General features: G+C 37.5%; 17 protein-coding genes. 10 read left to right on the top strand and 7 right to left on the bottom strand.

What is annotated here, in order from left to right:
- Nucleotides 1–4: 4 nt before the first annotated feature.
- The 4 genes from P0Y49_13575 to P0Y49_13560 form a co-directional block, all read right to left on the bottom strand.
- Nucleotides 5–193, bottom strand: a complete 189-nt coding sequence (locus P0Y49_13575; GenBank protein ID WEK17829.1) for an AAA family ATPase — start codon at nucleotides 191–193, stop codon at nucleotides 5–7.
- A 537-nt stretch (nucleotides 194–730) separates the two neighbouring features.
- Nucleotides 731–1,483, bottom strand: a complete 753-nt coding sequence (locus P0Y49_13570) for a LytTR family DNA-binding domain-containing protein (protein WEK17828.1) — start codon at nucleotides 1,481–1,483, stop codon at nucleotides 731–733.
- Nucleotides 1,484–1,486: 3 nt separating this feature from the next.
- Nucleotides 1,487–3,109: a histidine kinase gene (locus P0Y49_13565; GenBank protein ID WEK17827.1), complete on the bottom strand. Its 1,623-nt coding sequence runs from the start codon at nucleotides 3,107–3,109 to the stop codon at nucleotides 1,487–1,489.
- Between the two features lie 261 nt (nucleotides 3,110–3,370).
- Complete coding sequence (locus P0Y49_13560) at nucleotides 3,371–3,985, bottom strand: hypothetical protein (protein WEK17826.1); 615 nt, start codon at nucleotides 3,983–3,985, stop codon at nucleotides 3,371–3,373.
- Between the two features lie 243 nt (nucleotides 3,986–4,228).
- Between P0Y49_13560 and P0Y49_13555 the strand changes: the two genes are divergently transcribed.
- The 4 genes from P0Y49_13555 (at nucleotide 4,229) to P0Y49_13540 (ending at nucleotide 9,488) form a co-directional block, all read left to right on the top strand.
- The gene (locus tag P0Y49_13555; protein ID WEK17825.1) at nucleotides 4,229–7,264 is read left to right on the top strand and encodes a two-component regulator propeller domain-containing protein; all 3,036 of its coding nucleotides are present in this window, start codon (nucleotides 4,229–4,231) and stop codon (nucleotides 7,262–7,264) included.
- A 70-nt stretch (nucleotides 7,265–7,334) separates the two neighbouring features.
- Nucleotides 7,335–7,964, top strand: coding sequence for a response regulator transcription factor (locus tag P0Y49_13550; GenBank protein WEK17824.1), 630 nt, complete (start codon nucleotides 7,335–7,337; stop codon nucleotides 7,962–7,964).
- A gap of 152 nt (nucleotides 7,965–8,116) precedes the next feature.
- Nucleotides 8,117–8,959, top strand: coding sequence for a hypothetical protein (locus tag P0Y49_13545; GenBank protein WEK17823.1), 843 nt, complete (start codon nucleotides 8,117–8,119; stop codon nucleotides 8,957–8,959).
- 19 nt (nucleotides 8,960–8,978) lie between these two features.
- Complete coding sequence (locus P0Y49_13540; protein WEK17822.1) at nucleotides 8,979–9,488, top strand: hypothetical protein; 510 nt, start codon at nucleotides 8,979–8,981, stop codon at nucleotides 9,486–9,488.
- An 8-nt stretch (nucleotides 9,489–9,496) separates the two neighbouring features.
- Here P0Y49_13540 and P0Y49_13535 read toward each other — a convergent pair whose 3' ends face one another.
- The 3 genes from P0Y49_13535 to P0Y49_13525 form a co-directional block, all read right to left on the bottom strand.
- The gene (locus P0Y49_13535; GenBank protein WEK17821.1) at nucleotides 9,497–10,687 is read right to left on the bottom strand and encodes an acyloxyacyl hydrolase; all 1,191 of its coding nucleotides are present in this window, start codon (nucleotides 10,685–10,687) and stop codon (nucleotides 9,497–9,499) included.
- Nucleotides 10,688–10,789: 102 nt separating this feature from the next.
- The gene (locus tag P0Y49_13530) at nucleotides 10,790–12,778 is read right to left on the bottom strand and encodes a KUP/HAK/KT family potassium transporter (GenBank protein ID WEK17820.1); all 1,989 of its coding nucleotides are present in this window, start codon (nucleotides 12,776–12,778) and stop codon (nucleotides 10,790–10,792) included.
- Nucleotides 12,779–12,862: 84 nt separating this feature from the next.
- Entirely contained in the window at nucleotides 12,863–13,288 is a 426-nt protein-coding gene (locus P0Y49_13525; GenBank protein WEK17819.1) for an HIT family protein, read from the bottom strand.
- A gap of 180 nt (nucleotides 13,289–13,468) precedes the next feature.
- On the opposite strand from P0Y49_13525, the gene P0Y49_13520 reads away from it, so the two are divergent.
- The 6 genes from P0Y49_13520 to P0Y49_13495 all read left to right on the top strand — a co-directional run bounded on the left by P0Y49_13520 (nucleotide 13,469) and on the right by P0Y49_13495 (nucleotide 24,863).
- Nucleotides 13,469–14,329 carry an ROK family protein gene (locus P0Y49_13520; protein ID WEK17818.1) on the top strand — a complete coding sequence of 287 codons (861 nt, stop codon included), beginning with the start codon at nucleotides 13,469–13,471 and terminating at the stop codon, nucleotides 14,327–14,329.
- Between the two features lie 108 nt (nucleotides 14,330–14,437).
- A complete protein-coding gene (locus tag P0Y49_13515; GenBank protein ID WEK17817.1) occupies nucleotides 14,438–16,993 on the top strand; it encodes a galactose oxidase in 2,556 nt (851 codons plus the stop codon).
- A 203-nt stretch (nucleotides 16,994–17,196) separates the two neighbouring features.
- Nucleotides 17,197–20,415: a SusC/RagA family TonB-linked outer membrane protein gene (locus P0Y49_13510; protein ID WEK17816.1), complete on the top strand. Its 3,219-nt coding sequence runs from the start codon at nucleotides 17,197–17,199 to the stop codon at nucleotides 20,413–20,415.
- Between the two features lie 5 nt (nucleotides 20,416–20,420).
- Nucleotides 20,421–22,151, top strand: coding sequence for a SusD/RagB family nutrient-binding outer membrane lipoprotein (locus P0Y49_13505; GenBank protein WEK17815.1), 1,731 nt, complete (start codon nucleotides 20,421–20,423; stop codon nucleotides 22,149–22,151).
- Nucleotides 22,152–22,164: 13 nt separating this feature from the next.
- The gene (locus tag P0Y49_13500; GenBank protein ID WEK17814.1) at nucleotides 22,165–23,295 is read left to right on the top strand and encodes a glycoside hydrolase family 99-like domain-containing protein; all 1,131 of its coding nucleotides are present in this window, start codon (nucleotides 22,165–22,167) and stop codon (nucleotides 23,293–23,295) included.
- An 8-nt stretch (nucleotides 23,296–23,303) separates the two neighbouring features.
- The gene (locus P0Y49_13495) at nucleotides 23,304–24,863 is read left to right on the top strand and encodes a BACON domain-containing carbohydrate-binding protein (protein WEK17813.1); all 1,560 of its coding nucleotides are present in this window, start codon (nucleotides 23,304–23,306) and stop codon (nucleotides 24,861–24,863) included.
- The last annotated feature ends 114 nt before the right edge of the window (nucleotides 24,864–24,977 follow it).

Raw genomic sequence — 24,977 nt, 5'->3', positions numbered from 1 at the left:
CTGCCTAATCAGTAAAATCAAGTGAATTATCTGCTTGTTCTAAATTTAAGTAAATATATTGCTCATAATGTTCTGAAAACATATTGACAACAGTAGTTTTACCGACTTGTCTCGCTCCCCGGAGTAACAATGGTTTGCGTTCAGGGTTGTTTTTCCATTTAATCAGCTCGTCAATAATATCTCTTCTAAACATGATTTTGATATATTTTGTAATATTTATAGGGTAAAATTACTTAAAATTTGTAATATTTATAGGGTTATTTTTCTGTTGTTTTGTAATGTTTATAGGGTATTTTGGGTAATTCGATTTCAATGAATACTGAGCTATTAAAAGTCACCCGAGCAAAGAATTTGGCAATCTACTATAGAGCTCATGTCAAGGATTCACTCTTATTACTTAATAAAAATGCCACTGAGATAGAATTCGATAGGAGTCAACTTTCTTACTTAAACAGTAAAGAAAGTATGCAAAGTGTTAGTATTGAGTTGAATAATATTCAGCAGGTTATTGACGAATACCAAAATTCGCTGCAACGATACAAATTATTTTTGGCAATGATATATTACTTTACACTACAGCTTTTTGATTACTCATATGCTAGCGATGTTGAGGTAATTTATTGTTAAATGTTCGAAGATAAATTGCGGGATCAATACCTTCAACTTTCATTTTTAAATTATCATAAGTTTCTAACAGCGGATAGATCGGTTTTCATAGAAATAAATACAATCAATTCAGATAGCTGTTTAGTGCTAACTGTACCATTGATTTATTGGGCTTGGATACAGGGATTCTATCTCCGTTACTTAACAGCAGTACACCACCATCCTCCTTTATCCAGCTTTTTACAAAAATGCTATTGACAAGATGACTTTGGTGGGTACGTAAAAATCCTATTGACTTTAATAGGTCGGCATACTCTTTAATGGAGCGAGATACCAGAATCCGGTCACCATTGACCAGGTAAAAGAACGTATAAGAATTATCTGATTCGCATCGGACAATCTCATTAATCGTAACATAACGTATTTCATGCAATTGTGGAAGTGCAATTTTGGTAGGTTGTTTTGTCCCATTCTGGATGTGGTTTAATAGAAAATTCAATTGCTTGTTTTTTTCCTTTGCCCTGTACTTTTCTTCTGCTTTACTGACGGCTTGGATCAATTCAGAAATATTCACTGGTTTCAACAGATAATCCAGCGCTGCAAATTTGATCGCTGTGATACCATACTTGTCAAAGGCAGTGACGAAAATGACTTCAAATCTATGCATAGGTACCAGTTTTAGCAAATCAAATCCCGTTTGAGATCCCATTTGTATGTCCAGGAAAAGTAGGTCCGGCTGGTGAATATTGATTAAATCAAAGGCCATATTCAGATCTGTAGCAGCTGCCATGACATGGATTGCTGGACAATATTTACGGAGTAAGGAAATGAGGTTTTCATTGTTGGAATGTTCATCATCAATTAATAATGCTTTCATAAATTACAGCCATTGGGATAAAGTGATCTTAATGGTTGTTCCAGATAAGCCTGACTCTATTGTCAGAAAAATGGGGCATTCATGATAAAGATCATTTAATAAAGATATTCTTTTTTTAGTCAGTTTAAGCCCTAATCCACCATCCTCCTGGTCTACCGTAAAACCAACGCCATTGTCAGCTATGGTAATTAACAAGTTATTCTCTTCTTTATAAAAGTTAAGGGCAATTTCACCTTTTCCCTTTAGTGGTGCAATAGCATGTTTAACCGCATTTTCTACAAAAGGTTGTATAAGCATAGTGGGGATTTCAGTATAGCTATTCAATTCATCATTCACCTGTATTTTATACTTAAATGGAAAACGCAATTGTTCCATAGCAATATAATCTTCCAGTAGTTCAATTTCATCCTTTAGACTGATTTTTGCCTCTTCATTTAGAATACGCCTGGTTAGTCTCGCAAACTTACTGAGATACGAATTAGCAGATGCAATCTCATTTTTGTTAATCAGGTTTTGAATTCCTCCCAAGGCGTTGAAGACAAAATGTGGATTGAGCCTAGCGCGCACATTTTCCAACTCGGTTTCTGCTGCTGCCGCCTGATGCCTTGAAATAGTTAGTTTTTTTCTGGTGTTTTTCCGGATCAGGAAGATCAGGATGCTGCCAAGCAATAAAAGTGCTAGCAAACTTAAAATAACTTCCTGGATAGAATATGTGATAGGTGGAGGCAAGACCATGAATGACATGTTGAAGGATTTATTTTCAATTGGTCTAAGGTTATGGCCATTTGAACCTATATATGGTATTATGGAAAGTCTATACTCCCCAGGTGTCAGAAAGTAATCCGTAGGAATAAAATAGCCAGGATTTCCACTTTCATAACTCCAGTTATTAGAAAGAAACCGGATGTTCTCTTTTCCATTAACTTTGTTTTTCAGGATAAGTTGATAAGCAAAATCTAAATCTGTTTTTTGCATGATAATACGAATGCCTTGGGTTTGATTCCTAATTCTGAAGGCAGTGTCGTTTTTCAAAGGTTTATTATCTACAGTGTATAAGTTTTCCGTGATTTGTGTTTTTATTCTTTTGCCCTGTTCTTGCAAAAAGATACGCTTACACTTAGCCTGTTCGAAGCGTTTGTTATAGATCATTAATGTAGTCACCTTACTTCCTTCAGGATATCTGAATATTTTAATAGTAAATTTTTTATTAACCACATTGGGAAGTTCCAGTTTCATGGTCAGGTATCCCGGATAATCACTTCGTTCATTCCAAACGAAATCAATCACACTCAACTTTTCATTAGATCTGATCAGTGTGGTATCGTTTTCAAAAACGGAATAGCGGTAATAACTTAAACTGTCCTTTCTTACAAGTGCAGTTAGTAAAATTTTCTGGGCTCCTTCCAGGAAAGTTAAACTGCCTAGAGGAACGTTAGGTATTGGATTAAATGGATTTATCGATTTTGTGTTTTTGTCGGTGGCTAGGAAAAGAGGAATATTAGAGGACAATGCACTGACACGATAATTTACAGGTTGCCCATATACATCAACTACTGGTGTTTCATTCTGACCATTACAAAAGCTGAACCAGAGGCACAAAACTAAAATGTTAAATATTACTTTCATGTTTAAGTTTTTAAATATGCTTTAAACCTCTGACAAATACACGAAAATAAAAATATACAATTTGAAAGCGATCAGCTTTATCTGGAATATTGCTTCTTTAGAGTTGAATCTGTTTACAGCGAAACTTAACTGATTTGAACGGGTATATTGACGAGCATTCAATTACCTGAAATTTTGGAGTTTTCAGCGACCTGGTTTTTCGCCGAAGGTTATTAGTAAAGCTAATATAATATTGAGTTTACCAGTGTTTGGTGTTTCAATTTAAGGCTTGATATTATCCCTTTTGGATTGTTTTTTTGATTTTGGAACAGCATATTTTCTGCCTATCATCTCTATACATTCTTTACGGGCTTTGTTGATGAACTTTTGAAGCCCTTCTTTGCCTTCATTTTCTTTAAGTCCGTTAGGGAATTCTGCTGTGACTTTAAAAGAAATGCAGTCAACATACTCCTTTTTCATTTCAGGGGGCAGCATCTTTATTTCATCCAGGGCATATAGCTGCAGGTTCAATTGGTTTTTAGCATCAGGTTCCCAAATATTTACATTATGCTGCAGCACCCCCGCACATTCTGCACCCATTTTCATCACAGAAACCTTCATACTGTCGGTCATCTCTTTATCAAGATTGGAAATCCCTTTAGGAAACATTTCTTTCATTTTAGATAGACAGCAGTCGGCATAAGCACGTCTCGCCTTTTCACTCTTTGTAATTGTTCCGGCTTGAGTATAGAATACATCAGTCATTTGTTTTTCCAGCTGCGTATCCCAAGTCTTTGCATCATTTCTGGCTGTTATTCTCTGACATCTGTTACAAGCAATTACAAGTGCCAATAAACTTAATAGAATGCTAAATAGTTGTTTGTGGACAGAAGTCATATGAGCATTAATAACGTGGTTATTTGGTTGGTTATAGCAAATATGTAAAAATTAATTGATATTCTTGTTGAAGGACGATACTTGATATTTTGCATACAAATTATTTTTATCTTGAGCTTTCTCTTAATTTTGAACGTTCTTTATGGATTCACTATTTACGAGTTTATTGTTTTTTAAAAAATCTTGGTTATTAAAACGTTATATTTAATTTAAATCAGATTTTATTGAAATAAATAGAAAATTGTGAAAGGTCTGCTGACTTATGCTTTTTTACTTCAAGGTATATTTGCATCTGCACAGTATACCGCTGTTTCATTTCATAATATCAGTCTGAATGAAGGTTTATCACAAAGCTCTGTAGTTGATATTGCTATGGATACCAAAGGCTTTGTATGGCTTGCCACGCAAGATGGTTTAAACCGCTATGATGGGAAAGATTTCTTAGTGCTGGATAAAAGATTTGATGATCTTACTTCAGGTACCAATAGCAGGCTTGGAAAGATTGTGCCAGGACTGAACCAATCTTTTTGGATCATTGCTAAAGGTGGTTATTTAGAGCGATTTAGTTTGATTAATAATACCTTTCAATCTGTGCCTGTTTATGCTGGTAAAGTCAGGCTAGTCATTACTTGTGTTCTTCAAGAGAAAAATGAAAAACTCTGGATAGGCACTGAAAATGGAAAACTATTGCTTTACAATTGTAAAACTGATCAAATTGACAGGGAAATAGATATCCAGCCAGGTATGCCCAGGTCAGCAGTCAATATGTTGTTTAAAGATCAACAGCAGCGGTTATGGGTAGTAGGGAGCAGTGTGGGATATCTTGATGGAGACCAAATCCTTAACCTATCTGTCAAAGCAGATGAATTAAAAACGGGATTGGTATATAGCTGCCTCACTGAAGATAAAGAAGGTAATCTTTGGCTTGGCAGTTTGGGCGGCGGTCTGTTTTTCAAAAAGAAGAATGAGGTGCATTTCGGGCAATTTAGAGGTTTTTCCACTGTTCGGTTTCCAGCAGATTTGGTTATTGAGGCTATTTTTTCCGAGGATAAGGGGAAATTGTGGATTGGAACCTATGGCAAAGGTCTGTTCATCATTGATCCAAAGGAAGAAGAGATAGGTCAGTTTGTTAACGACAAAAGAAATCCATCATCCATCCCCTTTAATGATATCCTTTCTATTAAACAGGATAAAGATAAAGGAATATGGATAGGTACTGATGGTGGGGGACTGAGTTATTTTAATGCAAACAGGAATAATTTTATCTTGTTCAACAATCAAACTGTTCCTGAAAAAGTGGAAATTGCATTGGTCAGGTCCATTACTACTGATAAAAGGGGGAATATCTGGGCGGGCACGACCAACAAGGGCTTAACACGGATCAACTATCAAAAATCCGAATACAAAACCTGGGAGCTACCCTCTTACCAGAAAAACATTTATAACCCGGATCGGATCGTTTCTCTTTTTTACGATAAGAAAGACATATTGTGGATAGGGACGCAGGGCAATGGTCTAATCCTCTGGGACTCCAAAAAAGAACAGATCATAAAAAGGTTTCACCCAGGTTCGGTATCCAAATTAAATATGCCGGATGGAACCGTTTGGTGTATGTATCCAACTGCCGGAGATAAAATCTGGGTCGGTAGCGGAAGTAGTGGCCTTTGCTTGATGGACAAACAAAACGGGATTATTGGCCAGTATAAACCCGGCAATCAAGGAAGTGTAGATGCCATTCGTGCTATTGTTTCTGTAGATGACAGTACGCTTTGTATTGCATTTGAGAAGACCGGTATTCAGCTTTTTAATACCATAACCAGAACTTTTTACCCTATCAATTCAAGGGGGTTGAATGCCTTTTTTAGCAAGCGCATTACAATTAAATGTCTTTACTACCATCAATCCGTATTATGGATCGGGACTGGTGGCAAGGGGATACTGGCCTACAACCGATTAAGTGGTAAAACTCAATTGCTGACAGAAAAGGAGGGGCTGCCTAATAATACGATTTATGGAATTTTATCCGATGCCAGGGGATATTTGTGGGTAAGTACCAATAAAGGCCTTAGTCGTTTTAGTCCGGATGTGCTGAGAAATAAAGCCAGACCTTCTCAATTTACGAACTATGTCTCTGTACAGGGCTTGCAAAGCAATGAATTTAATACGGGAGCTTACTTCAAAGCGCCCAATGGGATGTTGCTGTTTGGTGGAATCAATGGATTAAATCTGTTCGATCCGGCAAAATTTAAAGAAGAAAGCAAGGCAATACCTGTCGTTTTTACTAAAATATTGGTAGACAATGAACCTGTTGAAGGTGATACGGCTGCCGCCTTTAAAAAAGTAATCAAACTTAACTATAAGAACCATTCTGTTGCTTTCAATTTTGCCGCGCTGGATTTTTTCTCTTCCCCCCGGCATTATTATTATAAGCTGGAAGGCTATGACAAAAATTGGATAGATGGAAATCAAAGGAATTACGTTTCTTATTCAAATGTACCTACAGGGAAATATAGTTTTCAGGTTAAGTATACCAAAAGAGGCGTTACCGAAGGTAAAATAGCGAAAATAAGTGTAAATATTAAAGGGCCTTTCTGGGAGAAATGGTGGTTTATTCTGTTGCTTGTTTTGCTGTTTATCGGCTTAATCTATACTTTGTACCGCTATAGAATTGCTCAGGTATTTAAACTGGTTCAAATCCGACAAAGGATAGCTACAGACCTGCATGATGATATTGGCTCTACTTTGTCTAACATCAATATACTAGCTGAACTTTCTAAAAATAGCCTTGAAAATCCTGCCCGGGCCAATACATTCTTGGACCGGATCTCTGAAGAAGTGCAAGCTTCCAGTCAATCTCTCGATGACATCATTTGGAGTGTAAATACACAAAATGACAACTGGGAGGAAACCTTTAGTCGGATGCGTCGTTACGCCGCAGAAGTGTTTGAAAATAGTCGTGTCCATTATACAATAAAACTGATCGAACAGGCTGGTATAACCAGGTTGAACATGGAAAAGAGAAGGGATATTTTTCTGATCTATAAAGAGCTCATCAATAACATCAACAAGCATTCAGAAGCAACCGAAGTAGAGGTTGAAATGTGGTTTCAGCAACATCAACTGGTTATGTTGGTGCATGACAATGGGAAAGGTTTTGATAAACAGGCTAAAACACATCGTAATGGCCTTAAAAATCTAAGTAGTCGGGTTACGCGATGGAAGGGAAGCATAGCTGTTGAATCCGATAAGACGGGAACTTGTATAAAGATCATCATATAATTTTCAAACCAGGCCGGGTATCACTCATTTGCGGGATTGGAATGCCTGATTAAATGAGTAATTTAGATGAATGAATTCTATTAGCCTTATTTTATTTGAGGATAATGACCGGCTCAGGGAATCTCTGGTCTATCTGTTCAATAATACGGATGGTTTTACTGTCCTGGCAGATTATAATGATTGTAACGATGCGGCTTCTGCAATCCGTGTCCATAAGCCTGACGTGGTATTAATGGACATTGATATGCCTGGACAGGGAGGAATTAAAGGCGTAACTATGGTTAAAGAAACACAACCGCTTACTTCTGTGATCATGTATACTGTCTTTGAAGATGATGATAAATTGTTCCAATGCCTGTGTGCGGGGGCTAATGGATATTTGCTAAAAAAAACACCCCCAGGTAAACTGTTTGAAGCGATACAAGAAGTCATGGAAGGAGGAGCGCCTATGTCCCCCTCCATCGCTAGAAAAGTAATGAATAGCTTTAAACATGGGAAACCTACCCAATATAACCTTACACCCCGGGAATTGGAAGTGATCCATTTACTGATCAAAGGCTACAGCTCAAAAATGATCGCCGGGGAATTAAATATATCCTTTGATACTGCACGTTCTCATTTAAAGAACATCTACATCAAGCTGCATGTAAACTGTGGCAAACAGGCCATTTCTAAAGTGCTCATCGAGCACATTCTGTAATTTTTTCTGATTGCCATACTACCCAAAGATGTGATTTTTTGGCATTGTAAGTAGCTGCAATTTTGTTGAAGTTATTTATTGACCAATAAATTCTTACTACTATGAAATCTCTGGTAAACATCATTTGTTGTATTGTGGCTATTAGCTTTTTTATGAGTTGCAAAAAAGGGAGCACACCTGCACCGGTTGTACCGACTCCTGGTAATAAGGCTACAGGCTGCCTGATCACTAAATCCTCAACTGCCCCTACAACTCGTTATGAGTATAATTATACTAACAATAAAATGACTTCCATTGTAGGGTATTATACCTTATTGTTTCCTGAGTTTTGGAGTACTATTAATTATACCTCTGCAGGAGCCATAGGTAGTGTTGTTCAGGAAATTGGATCTAAATCAGAGTTCTATCGTCCGGATAGCTATACTTATAATTTTCCAAATGGCTTTTTTAATCCTATGGTTGAAACCACTACTCATGTAACAGGTGGCGCAATAAAAGATAATCCGGTGGGAACGGTTATAAACCAGGCTAAGTATAACATCGTAATTGGTGACCAAAACAGACCTTCCTACATCAAAGAGGTATACAAGGACATAGAAATGAAAATTTATTATGACGACAAGTTCAATGCGACCCAGGTGACCTATGAACCACTTACCGGAGTGCGCGGTAAGACTACAATTGTAGCTACCTATGATGATAAACCCAATGCTTATGTAGATGTTCCGGATTGGAAATGGATCGTTATGATGGATTGGATGAATCCTGATTATGTGGTCATGCTTACTGCGCTTAGCCAAAGCAATCCGCTGACAATTTCGCTGATCAGTACTACAGTTTTACCAGGATCGGTTGATTATGTACTTAACTATAAGATCACCTATACTTATAATGACAAGGGTTTACCCTTAACCAGTAGCACCACCATGACTCAAAGTACAAGTAATTATGCACCATATGTTTACCAGGGAACATTTCAGTATACCTGCAAATAAATCATTAAATTCTAAAATAATGAAAAAGTTAGTTTTAACCTTAAGTGTTTTAGCCATAATGGTTACCATTATCAGTTGTAACGGTGGCGCGCAAAATGATGCGAAAAATCTGGCATCGCAAATTCAAACAACAATTAAAGAAACAGCTCCAGGGTCAATACCTACAACAGCAGCTGGCCTAACCATGCGCGCCAAAATTGATGGAAAAGAATGGCAGGCCAATGCTATGATGCCCGTAACAGACAGGACAGGCCGAATAGTGGGCTACCATGATAAGGATTACATCAGCCTTATTTATAACAGAAAGGACCTGGTACAAGGCAAAAAAATTAAAATTAGTTCTGTTGACTTTGTTAATCATGATAATGGTATTTGCGGAGGAGGGGATGGTGAAATGACCATTACAAAGGTGGATAGCGACTGGGTAGAAGGTACCTTCTTTTTTACCGTAAACCACTGTTCCGATGAAAAGGGAAAAACAAATATAAAAGTAACGGATGGTTTTTTTCGTTTTCCGCTTGAAAAGTAAAACAAGCATTAATCTCTTATGCTATTCGCATTCTTTTTCTTTATGTTAAAAACAAAGCCAAAATTGGCATAATGAGCCTCAAAGCCATGAATATATATTTTCGCATTCAGCGCCATCCAGTTGGTTAAATAATATTTTCCACCGAGGACCCAATAATAATGGGTAGGATCAACGGTTTTGTAATGCAAATAGTAGCCGTAGTTGAACATTAAAGCCATGCGACCCAGCCAAATATCCGTGCCAAGACTTACACCAAGTGCCAAATGATCAAACGAGGTCCCAGACTCCTGGTAAGTTCTATAGAAGTCATTGTACGAAAATGGCTTAAAGTAATAAACGACATCGGTTCCTAATTTTATACTGAAAATAGAATTTAACCGGTAGGCATACCCTGCATACATCCCTAATAGATATAAATCAGATGTGGCGCTTTTTTGCGCCGCCGAGTCAGGCAAAGGAATAGGATTGCCCGTCTGGGGATTAATATAATTTCCTGCCTGTATAAAACCACGTCTACCTGCGCCGATACTTACTTCAAAGGATTGTTTATTATCACTGTCAAAGGTTTCTGCTTTTCTATTTGGACCACTTATATGGAGGTTCTGCGTAATCCCAAGGGAGGCATTTATATTATCGATGCCGTAGTTGGGTAACTTAAATGCCGAATTGGAATAATGAAAAAAATCAATACCTAGCATTATCTTGTTTGAGGGCGAGATAGGTGTTTCTGCCCTAAGGCCCGCTTGGATTGCCAGATTAATGTGACTCCCCACTAAGGGATTATTATTCGTATAATAAGTTTGGGTGGTATAAGAAAAACCGATGCCTGGTGAAAATATAAAAGCTGTTTTGCCGACATTAAATATGCCGAAATCTACAATTGTTAGTGCGGCATAGGTACTGCCGATTAGTCGTTTTGGGTTAGAAATTTGATCAGATGAAATACCTTGTGTATTTAGCCAGGCGGCAGTAATGGCCACATCTTTTACATTAAGCGTTTTTATCCAACCAACATCATTATTGGCCATATTTAACCGATACGCAATTTCACCGCCATAAAAATTACCTTTAAGCTGATAATCTGAGGTGAAGATGGTTATACCTTGTATTGCTTTTATGGAGATACTGTTTTGGTTATTTTGAGCAAAACAGTATGACAAATTAATGAGCAGGAAAAATAAAAATGAATAGGTTTTCATATTTAAATAAAAGAGGAACAGCTAAGCCTGAAGTCTGTTTTTAAATTGAAAAAAAACTTTTCTATATAATGCTAAGGATAACTACTATATCTCCGCGAGGGGTTAGTCTTTCCTTTTGGGATAATTTTTCATGGCAACTCTTTTCAAACCAATATCACTTACCGGCTTAACCACAAAAGGTATCTTTTCAATACTAACGTCGCTTGTATCTAAACCAAAGGCTTGCGCTTCTGTTAATTCAAATTTTCTCAACGCAAAATAACTATGTAAGATAAATCCTTCACTAAGACTAAATTCATTATCATAGGATAGAAATTTTTCCATAATCACAAAGCGGAAGTCAGCGGTCAAATTGTATTTCTTTAGTGAGTCATAAGGACTGGTAATATCAAGCTCCTTGCTATTTACCATATCTTCAATTACTTTTCTAAACATAACATCGATCTTGGGCTGTATTCTGAACCCCAGGTGGAAGGTTACACGGATGATTTTGTCTTCTTCAATTTCATTTACGGTATATTCCATCCTATATGGGTCGTCAGCTTGTTCCAGGTGAATAAACCAGTATACATCTGCACGCTTTGGTTTCCTGCTAAAAATGGAATAGATGATATTTTGCTCGATCTGCTTGTTATTGCTGGCTTTGGTAAAGTAAACCAGGTGTGTTGCATATTTAGGAATTCCCTGATCAGCACTTAAATCCTTAATAAAAGGGATCTGATCTTTTAAATCAACAAAATGTACAAAACGCTGGTTAATCTTACGCGCTCTATACCAAATGTACATGGTAAAGATCAACCCAAATTCAAATACCAGGAAGAAAAGTCTTTTCAGCAGTTTAGCCGCGTTGGCCACGAAAAATGAAAATTCAATGCATAAAAACACACCAACAATGATGGTTACCAACCATAAAGGCCAGCATTTGACATACCGCATGAAATAATACATCAATAGGGTAGTCATCAGCATGGCTATGGTAATGGAAAATCCATAGGCAGCTGTCATCGCAGACGAAGTACGGAAATACAGGCATACAGCAATACAACCGATACATATTATCCAGTTAATGCTGGGTATATAGAGCTGTCCGCGTATAGCAGAGGGGTATTTCACGGTGATATGCGGCCAAATGTTCATGCTGATCGCTTCACTGATCAAGGTAAAAGAACCGCTGATTAATGCCTGGCTGGCTATAATCGTAGCTAAAGTGGCGAGCGCTATCCCCGGTATCAAAAAAGAATGAGGAACAATTTCAAAAAACGGATTGATACCATCAAAATCCTTAGTTGAGGGCTGCATTAAAACCCAGGCCCCTTGTCCTAGATAATTAAGCAGTAAAGTGATTTTTATAAAGATCCAGCTTACCTGAATGTTTTTTTTGCCACAATGCCCCAAATCTGAATAAAGCGCTTCTGCTCCTGTAGTACATAAGAATACAACGCCCAATAGCCAAAAACCTCCTGGATGATCAATTAATAATCTTACACCATAATAGGGGTTAAAAGCTTTGATAATCTCCAGATGTTGCACAAATTGTAAAACGCCCACGATCCCCAGCATTAAAAACCATAATAACATAATCGGCCCAAATGAAGAACCTACTATGGCAGTTCCAAAGCGCTGGAAAAAGAACAACAAGACCAGGATCGTAATAACAATGATTAAAACCAGGTTATTTCCGGGAACTATTGTATCTGAGAATCCATTAACCATATGCAGACCCTCAATTGCTGAGGTAATGGAAATAGGAGGTGTAATGATACCGTCGGCCAGTAAGGTACCAGCTCCTACAATAGCAGGGATAGCCAGCCATTTGCCATGACGCCTGACTAAAGCATAAAGTGCGAAAATTCCCCCTTCTCCACGATTATCTGCCTGTAGAGTAATAAATACATACTTGAAAGTGGTCTGTAGTGTTAATGTCCAAAAGATACAAGAAATAGAACCTAAGACAAGACTTTCATTGATTTTTCCCCCTTCAATAAGCAAGCTTTGAAACACATAAAGCGGTGAAGTTCCAATATCCCCGAAAACTATTCCAAGGGTGACTAACATTCCTGCTGCTGATAGCTTTTTTAAGGATTGATCCATATTCGTTTGAATTGCATTAACTTAAGCCGGTACAGTCGTGCAATTCTCGAACCAATTTACAGAAGATTTAAAAGCGTCGAAAAACTATAGTTCTGCTTTAATCTTTTCTATAACTTCTGCATATTCAATGTCAGAAAGCGCAACCTTTTGTGGGTTCATTTCAAAAACACCACCAAACCCATATCCATCTTTATACTTAGGAACAATGTGCATATGTAAATGAGATAAGGTATCAGCATATGCACCATAGTTAATTTTATCAGGATTAAATGCAGCAGCAATAGCTTTTCCTACTTTTGCCACATCTTTCATAAATGCGTTACGTTGCTCATCGCTTAAGTCATGGAACTCAATTCCATGGTCTTTATAAACTACATTACAGCGACCTGGGTGAGATTGCTCTTTAAATAAAAACAATTGAGAAACTTCTAAATCTCCGATTTTAATCATTAAACGATTTAATGTTTCATTATTTTGGCAATACAAACATTCTGAAATAGGTGTAGGCATAATATTATTTTAGATAAATATTGATTTTATGTTTTAGCAATTAGCAAATTTAAAAATACTAAGGAGAGTTGGAATAGCTGGAAAAAAATTAATGGTTTTTCCCCCGTTAATCATTTATTAAACATTTATTAATCTTGTCGGATAAGTTTGGATTGTGTAAACAACCAAATAGACATTATAATGGAAAAACTTATTTTAAGTGCTGATATCGGCGGTTCTCACATTACTGCCGCACTTGTTGATCTTGACAAAAAGAAGGAATTAAGCGGCACATGGTCAAGAACAAAACTCAACTCGGCTGGTACTTCAACTGAAATCATCAATACCTGGGCAGAAACGTTGGAGAAGTCTAGTATAGGACATGATCTAAAGTCGTTAAAGATCAATATTGCTATGCCAGGGCCAATGAATTATAGAAGTGGAATTTGCAAAATAAAAGATCAGGGAAAATACGAATCCCTTTATAACTTGAATATAAAACAAATGCTGGCGAGTCGTTTAGGGATTCAGCCTTCAGCAATTCATTTTATAAATGATGCCGCATGCTTTTTGAAAGGCGAAGTCTTTAGCGGAAGTCTGGAAGGATATGATCATGCTATCGGTTTAACATTAGGAACGGGATTGGGAACTTCATATCTTGTAAATGGTAAGGTAGTGGACTCTGGCTTGTGGTGCATGCCTTTTTTAAATGGGATTGCAGAAGATTATATTTCCACCAGATGGTTTATTAAGCGTTTCGATGAATTGGCTGGCATATCAATTAAAGATGTAAAAGACCTGGTCGACAACCACGCCGGGTCGCCATGTTTTAATACGGTTTTTGCAGAGTTTAGCATCAATTTAGCAGGTTTTATCCATAAATTCATTCGAAAAAAGATGCCTTTGGCAGTCGTACTTGGGGGTAATATTGCCCAGGCTGATGCTCACTTTATAAATGATACAAGGAAACACCTGGCTACGCTTATGGGGTATAGCTTGCCTGTTAAAAAATCCATGTTGGGCGAGAAAGCAGCATTATTGGGTGCAGGATCCGCAAACTAATTAAGAATAGTCTAAAAGTAACTTCAAAACAAAAAGACATGAGTAAGAGCTAAATTTACATATAGCTGTTAATCTATGCAGATATATATTATATTCGTAATGCTTATTATGAGAACCAAATACCTGCTGCTTACTTTATCTGTTTTTTTTATTTTTTGCTGTAACAAAAGCTTTTCGCAATCATACGGCCTTGGATTTTATAGTCACGAAGTTGTGCAGGATCAGCGAACAGGACTTGATCTGAGTCCAGGGAAAACACTTTGTTTTAGCTCAAGTTTTGAAGTTGCTTTTGACCTTAGTTTTATGCCCGATAGAGATGACTATTTCGGCTATATTCTTCGGTTTGTAGATAATAATAACGAGAATATTGATTTGATTTATGATAAGAATCCTGAAGAGAAAAATCATTTCAAGTTAATCATAGGAGATAAGTTCTCTAAAATCGCCTTTAACATTCCTTCGAATGTTTTATTCAGCTCCTGGAACACAATTAAGTTCAAGTTTGATTATGAGAAACAATTGTTGAGTTTATCTTATGGGAAGTTTTCATCTCAAACCAGTTTAGTGCTTAAGAAAGACGATTGCTTTAAAATTCTATTTGGAGCAAACGAATATCTGGGCTTTAAAACAACAGATGTGCCCCCAATGAAAATTAAAAATGTAAAGATTTCTCAAGAAGGTGATGTAAAGTATATATGGAAGTTAGATGAATATGACGGTACGGCTGCAAGGGAGCAAATTAACAATAAAGATGCATCTGTAGTTAATCCTTTATGGATAAAGAAGCTTCATCACGAATGGCAATTGCTTAAAAATATTTCTGTTAAAGGAGCCGCAAGTGTGGCCTTTGATACGAAAAATGAAGTTTTGAATATTGTTGGCGTAGATTCCTTGTTTAAATACCATGTGAAGTCCAGGAAATTAGAATCTGTAGGTTACTTATCCGGAAACCAAAATCTCCTGCGGGGTAATCAATCATTATTTGATAATAAGAATGATCGCTTACTGAACTTTTATATTGACCAGAAAGTGGTAAGTACATTTGATACACTTCACAAAAAATGGAGTCGGAATTTTAACCTCAATACACCGATTACAGATTTTTGGCAATACAATAAATTTTACTCAGCTGTAGATTCTTCTTTATACCTGATAGGTGGTTACGGCCATTTTTTTTATAAGAATCAAATTCAGCGATATCATTTCCCCTCTGGAACCTGGCAAACTGTAAAGGTATCCGGCGACAGATTTACACCGAGATATTTAGCGGCCTTAGGCAGCACTAAGCAAGGAGCCTATATTTTTGGTGGCTATGGTAGTTCGACAGGTGAGCAGATGTTAAATCCGAGGAATTTATACGATCTGCTTTATTTTGATGTCAGGAAACAATCCATAAAGAAGATTTATGAGCTAAAGACTACCGGAGAGCACTTTGTGTTTGCGAATTCTTTAATTATTAATGAAAAAGATAATACCTATTATGCTTTAATATTCCCCAAACATAAGTATAAATCAAGTTTACAGCTCATTCATGGATCATTGTTAAAACCTGAATATAAACTTAGTGGCAGCCCAATCCCTTATCTTTTTCATGACATTAACTCTTTTGCGGATCTTTTCTATTGTGCCGAAAGTAAAAGATTTATTGCTGTTACGCTGTTTAGAGATGAAAGTGACCATACCAATATTCAGATTTATTCCCTATACAGTCCGCCAATTAATGCTGATCCAAGGCTTACAGGTACCTCAAATAAAACCGTTTATTTCCTTGCTTCTATCGCAGCGCTCATTATTGCGAGTATAGGTCTGATATACTTCAGGAAAAGGAATCAGTCTCAAAAAAATGAACCAATCCAGCCTGAAGCTACAACTGAAGCCCTTGTAAAAGCAGCTGCTCAGGTTTCATCTAAACATTACGCTAAGGAATTTAAATCTTCTATTTTCCTTTTTGGGGACATGCAGGTTTTTGATAAAGAAGGACAGGAAATAACCAAACAATTCACCCCTTTAATCAAAGAACTTTTTCTGATTATCCTATTGTATACGATTAGATGGGAGCGTGGTATTAGTTCTGAAAAACTAAAAGAGCTATTGTGGTTTGATAAATCAGAAGAAAGCGCCCGAAACAATAGATCTGTAAATATTGCAAAATTAAAAAGCATCCTGGAGAAATTAGACCATTGTGTGGTATCAAAAGAAACAGGATATTGGAAAATCAATTGTGATTTTGAAAGCACCTTTGTTGACTATTACCATTGTTTTGCAACGATAAAAGACCGAAAAAAGCTGGACAAAGATAAGGTTGCTGAATTGGCAGAAATCATTAAACGTGGTGCATTTTTACCAAATGCCAATTATGAATGGATGGATCAGTTTAAAGCAGAAATTTCTAATGAAATCATTGATACTTATCTTCATTTTGCACATTCCATTGTCATTGCCGATAATCCGGATTTACTCATCGAATTGGCCAATTATATCTTTTATTTTGATCCGATCAACGAAGAGGCTATGATCATTACCTGTAAAGCGCTCGTGCATTTAGGTAAGCACTCTCAAGCTAAAAATACTTATGAGAATTTCTGTAAAGAATATAAGCTTTTATACGGTGAGGAATTCAATAAAAGCTTCAATGAAGTACTAAGTTCTCCCGCTACCGATTAATTCGCTAAGATTAGTTAATTATTTTTTACCCTTAAACACCACTTAAGGGTATTTTTTTAAAAAAAGAACAAATAATTTAGCTTGTTAATTATTTATTATGCTTTTGTTAATGCCCGAAACGAACTTCATGTCGATAACAAAATTATGAACCACGCATATCTATATGATGTGCATTAACTAAACTTAACCAAATATAAATGATTATGAAATCAAAACTACTCATGCTATTAATGGCATGTTGCGTGACGCTCAGTAGTTACGCGCAGTCCATTGTTAAAGGAAAGGTTCTGGATGAATTGGGCAAGGGACTACCCGGTGCAACGGTGGCACTAAAGGACTCAAAAGTTCGAACGATAACAAATAATAACGGAGAATTTGGTATTGGAGTTCCGAATTTAACAAATGCTATTTTAGAGGTAAGCTATATAGGATATATGCTTCAGGTCATTGAGGTTGGAGGAAAGAATAATCTTACCATCAGATTAAAGCCAAATCCAGCGTCACTTAACGAAGTTGTTGTAACGGCGTTAGGTATCAAACGTGATGCTAAATCATTGGGTTATTCCAGACAAGGTGTTGATGTAGATGAGCTAACTGAAGCTCGTGATCCAAATATCATTAACATGTTAAGTGGAAAGGTCGCCGGCTTACAAATCGTAACGAGTGGACAGCCTACTGGAAGTACAAGGGTAGTGCTAAGAGGTCCCAGCTCCTTAACAGGGAATAATGAACCCTTATGGGTCGTTGATGGTATTCCTATCGATAATTCTTCAGGTCAGAACGGTAATCTGGATTACGGTAGTGGTGCTAGTGTGCTAAATCCGGACGACATCGAAAGCCTTGAGGTTTTAAAAGGACCTAACGCAGCTGCTTTATATGGTTCAATGGCAGCGAATGGAGCTATTCTGGTTACCACAAAAAAAGGAAAGGTGAGCAAGAACTTTGGAATAAGTGTCAATTCTAATTTCATGGCCAGTACCATTACAGAACTCCCTGCTTATCAAAATGTGTATGGTGAAGGTAATGCCGGAAGGTTCGTGCAGGACTTAAATAATATTGATCCCACTTTAGGGGTTTATATGATGGGAAAAACAGATAGATCCTGGGGAGCGCCTATGCTTGGCCAACCGTATGCCAGTTTTTCCGGAGCAGTGCGTACTTATATTCCTCAACCGGGTAACGTAGAAGATCTTTACCACTCTTCGCTTACAGGCATACAGAATATCTCAGTAAGTAAAGCCGACAATGCTTCTTCCTTCAGACTTTCCTATACTTTTACGAATGGACACGATGTGTTGGAGAAACAGAATATCGTTAACAAGCACAATATTGCTTTAAATGCTTCAAGGGTGGTTAAACCTTATTTAAGAATAGAAACCAGTTTGCAATATGCCAATGAAGATGTAAAAAACAGGACTTATAGAAATATGGACAACAACAGTCCAATGAATGCTTATATCTTCATGATTAGAAGTTTGAGCCCTTCAGATTTAACGCCTTGGGAAGATGCGAATGGAAATTCCTTTAATTATACGAACAAAGGTGGTTTTGAGAATCAGTACTGGTCCATTAATGAGAATTCTAATGGGGATAGAAGAAATAGACTGATAGGTGGGATAACCGCAATCTTAGACATTAATAAAGATTTAAAATTCAGAGCAAAAGTTGCTACGGATATGTTATTTGGAACAGGCTTTACCTATGTTGAAAAAGGAGGAGCTATTTCTAAAACAGGATCTTATTCCGAATTCACGCAAAATAATTCGAACTGGAACAAGGAAGGTTTGTTGATGTATAATAAAAAGCTTTCTAAGTTTTCAATTTCCGCAAATTTGGGCGGTAACCTGAGAACCAGTAATAATTACAGAACTGATGCCAGAACAACTGCGCTTGCCGTTCATAAAATGATTAGCATCAGTAATACCTCTGTAACTCCCCTTGCTTCCGAGCAATTGGATCGGACAGCAGTTAACTCTGTATTTGGTACAGCAACTTTTGGCTATAATGACTATTTATTTGTTGATGTAACGGGTAGAAATGACTGGTCTTCTACCTTACCTAAAGCCAACAGATCTTTCTTTTACCCATCCGTAAGTGGAAGCTTCTTGTTTGGTGATTATTTTAAACTTCCAAAGGACATCATCAGCTTTGGTAAGGTAAGGGCTTCCATTGCCAGGGTTGGTAATGCAACAAGTGCAAATAACCTGATCTCGGCTTTTAATTATGGAGGTAATTTCTTAGGCAATTCGTGGGTTGCCATGGATACTAAATTGAAAAATCCAAACTTAAAGCCAGAGCAAACTACTTCTGCTGAAGTTGGACTGGAGCTCAAGTTTTTGAAAGGACGTATAGCTTTGGATGCTACTGCGTACAAATCTTCATCTGTTAATCAGATCTTCGAAGCAGCTGTTCCGGTAGAAAGTGGTTTTAGCAGAGCAGTCCTGAATGCCGGTGAAATTCAAAATAAAGGTCTTGAATTTACTTTAGGTGCAACCGCTGTTAAAACGAGAGATTTTAGCTGGAACGTAAATGCCAATTGGTCAATGAATAAAAATAAGGTCGTATCTCTGACACCGGGGATTGATCGGTTTCAACTTGGAGGATGGTGGCAAATGTCTGTAAATGCCGACGTGGGAATGCCTATCGGATCAATCAGAGGAAATGATCAATATCGGGCAAGTACAGGTGAGGTGATTATTAAAAGCGATAGCGGTCAGCCTTATTATGATCAGAATGTATATCTGGGTAATTTTCTACCTAAATGGCTCGGCTCATTTGGTTCGACATTCAGATACAAAAATTTCGACCTGAATTTCAATTTTTCAATTAAAATGGGGGGAGATATTTATTCTGTGGGTAACCATAAAGCAAACGTTGCTGGAAATACCATTGCAAGTTTACAAGGAAGAGAAGAGTTTTTGTTTAGCACTATTATTCTGGGCGAGAGTGGGACAGAACAGAAAGGTGTAACCCAGCTTTATGGTTTACCTTATCCAGATGCCAACCGCTCAAAAGGGATGAAGTTTGATGGTTATTATCCAAAGTTGGATGCTTCGGGCAAACCAATACTTGATGCGAATGGCCGTATGGTACCGGGAGAAAAAGCAGATTATAATGTCTCACCACAAGCTTACTGGCAATATATGGATTACAATATGCATGTCAATATCTTCGATGCATCCTATATTAAGCTTAACCAATTTATTTTGGGTTATAATTTTCCATCCAAAATTTTTAGCAAGACCCCATTCCAAACTGCCAGAATCGCATTGGTTGGAAGAAATCTGTGGACAATTCTTAAACATACACCTAATGGTATAGACCCCGAATCAGCAAATTCTTCGGGAAATGCTCAGGGAATTGAGCAAGGCGGTTCGCTTCCTTATGCTACCTATGGGGTTGATTTTAAATTTACATTTTAATAATTATGAAGAAATACATCATATATATAGCGATTGCTGCAATTGGTTTGCTACAATCCTGTACCAAGAATTTTGAAGAAATAAATAAAAACCCGAGTCAATTTAATGCTCCCGATGCGGAGGCAATTTTCACGGGAGTGGTAAAAGCAACAGCAGATCAGATGGAAAGAAATAATTATCTGTTTTTCTGGACCTATTCAAATTTTTTCGCTATTGACGGAGGTACGGCAAGGTATGGTACCGGCGACGATACCAACTGGCAACAAATGTATATTAACATATTGGGCAATATCAATCAGCTCAAAAAACTTTATGCAGATAATCCGCAGTTTACGAATAGAATACAAATTGCAGAGATATGGGAATGTTATGCATATTCTTATTTAGTTGGAACTTATGGTCCGGTACCATACAGCAAGGCATTAACAACAGGTACTCCTGTAATCGATTTTGATGACGAGAATACTATTTACGCGAGTTTGCTGGACAGGCTTAAAAAAGCTTCGGATAATTTGAATCTTGCCGGAGATAAGTATAGTCCGGACGTTGTATTTAATGGTGACTTGTTGAAATGGAAAAAATTTGCCAATTCTCTGCGGTTAAGAATCGCCTTAAGGTGTTTGAGAAATCAACCTGATCTGGCACAAGCGGCAATCAAAGAGTTGATGAGCAATGAAAGTACTTTGCTGGCATCATCAGTTGATAATGTGAAAATCGCATACGGAACGGGAGAGGGTAATGAAGCACCTTATTACATTCGATTGGTTAAAAACACAATTAACGATGGCGACTATCCTAAAATGAATGATTACCTGTTCACCAATTTCAGATCTTATTCTGATCCGAGGATGGGCGCTTATTTTGAATCTGTTCCGGTTGCAGACCGCTATGCAATTATCGACACTTTAACAAGCAACCTGGATGATACTTTAAGAGTTGTATCTTATAAAATCCCTTACCTGGGCAGCCCTAAATCACCCGCAGTTTTGCCAACCTGGGGACTTATAGGTCAGAGTCCGATAAGTGGTTCGGTATTTAGAAATTTCAGCAAACCTAAAGCCGCTATCATAACTTCCAATCATCCTTTTAATATTATGGATTATGCAGAAGTGTGCTTCATGAAAGCTGAAGCCAGATATCTAAATTATGGAGGTGTCAAAACTGCTCAACAATATTATGAAGATGGGATTAATGAGAATTTTTCGACCTGGGGGATTTCTAATTCTGCTCCATCATATTTAAGTCAGGGCGGAATCAAGTGGGGGACCCAGGGCAAAGGATTTAATTATTATACTGGGATTGTAAATACCAATATTCCCCTAAATGACCTGAGCAAAATCTGGATCCAGAGATGGATAAATTATTACCCGGATGGAGCCTTTGAGGCCTGGTGTTTACAGCGTAGAACACAGTCATTGAATCTGCCACCACTCACCAATGCGGGTAATCCAAACTTAAATTCTACAGTTACTGATATTCCGGACCGATGGGAATTCCCTAATGTGGTTAGAACATATAATTCTATAGCCTATAAAGCAGCAATAAGCAAATTCGGTGGACTGGATTTACCTACTATGCAATTAAACTTTTCTGTTCCAATCGTACGTAAAGACTGGAATACGGTAACAGCATTCTACGATGCCAGGTACCTTCAGAAATGGTATGGTACAACCATTCAGGACCTGACAGCCGCGGGTGTATCCTATGTGCTAGTTAATAAATTTAAAAAACCATAATTAAGTTATAATCATGAGATCTATATATATAAAAAGTTGCTTTCTGGCTTTGCTTGCATCTACATTTTTATGCTCCTGCAAAAAAGACAAGGGGCCTTCTGTTGATGATACGCTGCTTAGCTATGAAATTCAAAATGTTCCTGCTACCAGAGATTTCCCTGTAGGTGCCTTTTACTTGAATACGGGTGCATTTAATACCTCTATTGTAGATGTACCGGTAGTTGGAAAATACAATTTTACCAATGGTGTTCCAGTGCCTGCAAGTCCGTCCGATCCCGCTATTATGCCTCAGCATATCGATTTTGCGCTTAAGGCAAAAATAGATTATTTCATTTTCTCTGTAAGATCTGTAACCTTTGATAACAGCGGATATAATGCGGATTCTTTGTTGATCAAATCATTCCTGGATGTCCCGGCTTCTGCAAATATGAAGTTTGCAGTTTCCTACACTTTGGATATTTCCAAATTCGGTGTAAGTAACACAGTGGCTCTGGAAACCAGGCCCCAAGCTACAATTGATGGCTTTTATAATGATTTTAAGCGTTTGGCAACCTTTTTTGGAAAAAGTAATTATATGAAAACAGGAGGTAAGTGTATCCTGGTCATAAATTCTGCACAAAATCTGAATGCCATTAACTCCCCTGCAGTTTATGCAGAGATTAGAAAACGACTTTCTGCATTGGGTTTTGAACTTTTTATCGTTGGAATGCAAGACAAGTGGTCTCCGCCGCAAAGATTTTACTACAGATTTCAAAATTGCGTGGATGCGATGTATGAAGCCAATATGATTGATGCAGGTGACTCCCCAGATAAAGTCTATCTGTTTCATCAGATGGTAAATGAAAACTGGAAGTATTGGAAGCAGATGTTAGACTCCTGGAATATTGAATTTATTCCCTCAATTGCACCTGGAAGAATTTATACTTACGAAAATGCAACCAGTAAAAATTTACCACTGAAAAGATCCGAAAGTTTCTTTAGGAAATTTTGCAGCGTAGCGAAAATGAATGCTTCAAAGAGTGGTTTGATATTTATCGACTCTTTTAATGAATTCAGGAAAGACACACAAATCGAACCTGCTCAGAGCTATGGGAATCTTTATCTGGATATCACCCGTCAGGAATTTAAACTTAATCAGAATTAAAACTCAAGATGATGAAGAAGAAAATATTCATTTTTGCAGCGCTGCTTACAATTTTGTTTTGCTGTAAGAAAAAAGACAATATTAAGCCGGAAGAACCAGTATCTATCGTTGGGGCAGATCAACTCGCGGCTACAAGTAAGCCAAGTTCCCTGAGTTTTCCGGTAAGCTCTACTGTTGAGCTCAAATTATTTAGTGATGCAGCCTGGTGTAAACCTACAAAAGTGGGAGATAGTGTAAAATTAGCTGTTGATGAAAATAAAGCATTAGATAAACGGACTGCAAAAATTGTGGTCAGCGCCAGTGTTGGATTATATGCTAAAATTGTCTACGTCGTTCAGGATGGAGGGCCACCTTATCTAACTATAGATCAAAAGGAAGCTCAGTATGATGAGATGGGAAGAACGGATTCGGTAAAAGTAAATAGTAATCTGGATTGGGCTCCTTCCAGTAATGCCGATTGGTGTGCAGCCACCAAAGAAAATGGTAAATTAGTGGTAAAAGTCCGTCAAAGCTTCCAGTTAACAAAGAGGCAAGCTATTGTAACCATTAAAAAAGATCCTTATACACTTGTACAAACTTTTACCGTAAATCAGGATGCAGCATCCTTTGGTGTGGATAAAGATGGATTTTCATTCCCTGTAGCAGGCGGATCAGACCAGACGAGAGTGGTGGCCACCGGGGCATGGACAGCCACAAGTAACGCCGCCTGGTGTAAAGCAGTTCAGAGTGGAACCAATGTCATCATAACTGCAGATCCAAATACAGGAAGGCCACGTACGGCAGAAATTTCAATATCATCAGGTGCAAAAGTAGCTAAGATTATAGTGACCCAGGCCGGATATACCGGACTTGAATTGGATCAGCAGGCACTTGTCGCTTTATACAATAGTGCCGGTGGAGCTGCATGGACAACAACCTGGAACCTCAATACTACAGTCTCTTCTGCATGGAAAGGCATTACAATTGCAACTGTAAATGGCGAAAGTAGAGTTACGGGTTTAAATTTAGGAACTAACAATCTTGTAGGAACACTGCCAGACAAGCTTGGGCAACTTACGGAACTGAAAAATCTGGTGCTGAACAATAACTTACTCACCGGTGGTTTACCTGCTTCAATCGCAAATCTTACCAACTTAACAGAGATCAGTTTACAGGTAAACCCAGGCTTTTTTAATGGCCCTGTACCAACAAGTATTTCACAATTGAAGCAATTAGCCGTATTAAATTTAAATACCACAGGTCTAACTGGAGCTTTTCCAACCTGGATATCTAATTTAAGTAATCTTAATACATTGGTTTTTAGTAACAATAAGCTGGATGGTGAGATGCCTGCACAGGTAACTGATTTGAAACTACTTAGAACATTTCAGAGTCATAGCAATAATTTGAGTGGTTCATTACCTGTTGGGTTTGGTACCGTGGCAAATCTTGGTTCTTTTGAAGTTAAAAACAACAGGTTTACAGGAGCAATACCTGCCGATTTGAAATCGCATCTAAAATGGTCAACTTTTAACCTTGCAAATATTTGCCCTCAGCAAACAGGGTATGGATTTACCAATTGTAATTAATTAAAAATTAAGGCTATCACGAGTCTCAAAGCTCGTGATAGTTTTTTAGAATTTCTATCCTGATTACCAATAAAGAAAATGACCATATATGCTATCGCTAAAATAAGCAGGCAT

It is taken from the genome of Candidatus Pedobacter colombiensis, from assembly GCA_029202485.1.
GTDB classification, from domain to species: Bacteria; Bacteroidota; Bacteroidia; order Sphingobacteriales; family Sphingobacteriaceae; genus Pedobacter; species Pedobacter colombiensis.
Note: the sequence above shows the minus strand (reverse complement) of the source record. Positions and strands in the feature narration are given on the sequence as shown.

What these genes read in the sequence shown, in the direction of transcription:
- P0Y49_13575 (WEK17829.1), bottom strand. Translation starts at nt 193, where the DNA reads ATGTTTAGAAGAGATATTATTGACGAGCTGATTAAATGGAAAAACAAC.
- P0Y49_13570 (WEK17828.1), bottom strand. Translation starts at nt 1,483, where the DNA reads ATGAAAGCATTATTAATTGATGATGAACATTCCAACAATGAAAACCTC.
- P0Y49_13565 (WEK17827.1), bottom strand. Translation starts at nt 3,109, where the DNA reads ATGAAAGTAATATTTAACATTTTAGTTTTGTGCCTCTGGTTCAGCTTT.
- P0Y49_13560 (WEK17826.1), bottom strand. Translation starts at nt 3,985, where the DNA reads ATGACTTCTGTCCACAAACAACTATTTAGCATTCTATTAAGTTTATTG.
- P0Y49_13550 (WEK17824.1), top strand. Translation starts at nt 7,335, where the DNA reads ATGAATTCTATTAGCCTTATTTTATTTGAGGATAATGACCGGCTCAGG.
- P0Y49_13545 (WEK17823.1), top strand. Translation starts at nt 8,117, where the DNA reads ATGAGTTGCAAAAAAGGGAGCACACCTGCACCGGTTGTACCGACTCCT.
- P0Y49_13540 (WEK17822.1), top strand. Translation starts at nt 8,979, where the DNA reads ATGAAAAAGTTAGTTTTAACCTTAAGTGTTTTAGCCATAATGGTTACC.
- P0Y49_13535 (WEK17821.1), bottom strand. Translation starts at nt 10,687, where the DNA reads ATGAAAACCTATTCATTTTTATTTTTCCTGCTCATTAATTTGTCATAC.
- P0Y49_13530 (WEK17820.1), bottom strand. Translation starts at nt 12,778, where the DNA reads ATGGATCAATCCTTAAAAAAGCTATCAGCAGCAGGAATGTTAGTCACC.
- P0Y49_13525 (WEK17819.1), bottom strand. Translation starts at nt 13,288, where the DNA reads ATGCCTACACCTATTTCAGAATGTTTGTATTGCCAAAATAATGAAACA.
- P0Y49_13520 (WEK17818.1), top strand. Translation starts at nt 13,469, where the DNA reads ATGGAAAAACTTATTTTAAGTGCTGATATCGGCGGTTCTCACATTACT.
- P0Y49_13515 (WEK17817.1), top strand. Translation starts at nt 14,438, where the DNA reads ATGAGAACCAAATACCTGCTGCTTACTTTATCTGTTTTTTTTATTTTT.
- P0Y49_13510 (WEK17816.1), top strand. Translation starts at nt 17,197, where the DNA reads ATGAAATCAAAACTACTCATGCTATTAATGGCATGTTGCGTGACGCTC.
- P0Y49_13505 (WEK17815.1), top strand. Translation starts at nt 20,421, where the DNA reads ATGAAGAAATACATCATATATATAGCGATTGCTGCAATTGGTTTGCTA.
- P0Y49_13500 (WEK17814.1), top strand. Translation starts at nt 22,165, where the DNA reads ATGAGATCTATATATATAAAAAGTTGCTTTCTGGCTTTGCTTGCATCT.
- P0Y49_13495 (WEK17813.1), top strand. Translation starts at nt 23,304, where the DNA reads ATGATGAAGAAGAAAATATTCATTTTTGCAGCGCTGCTTACAATTTTG.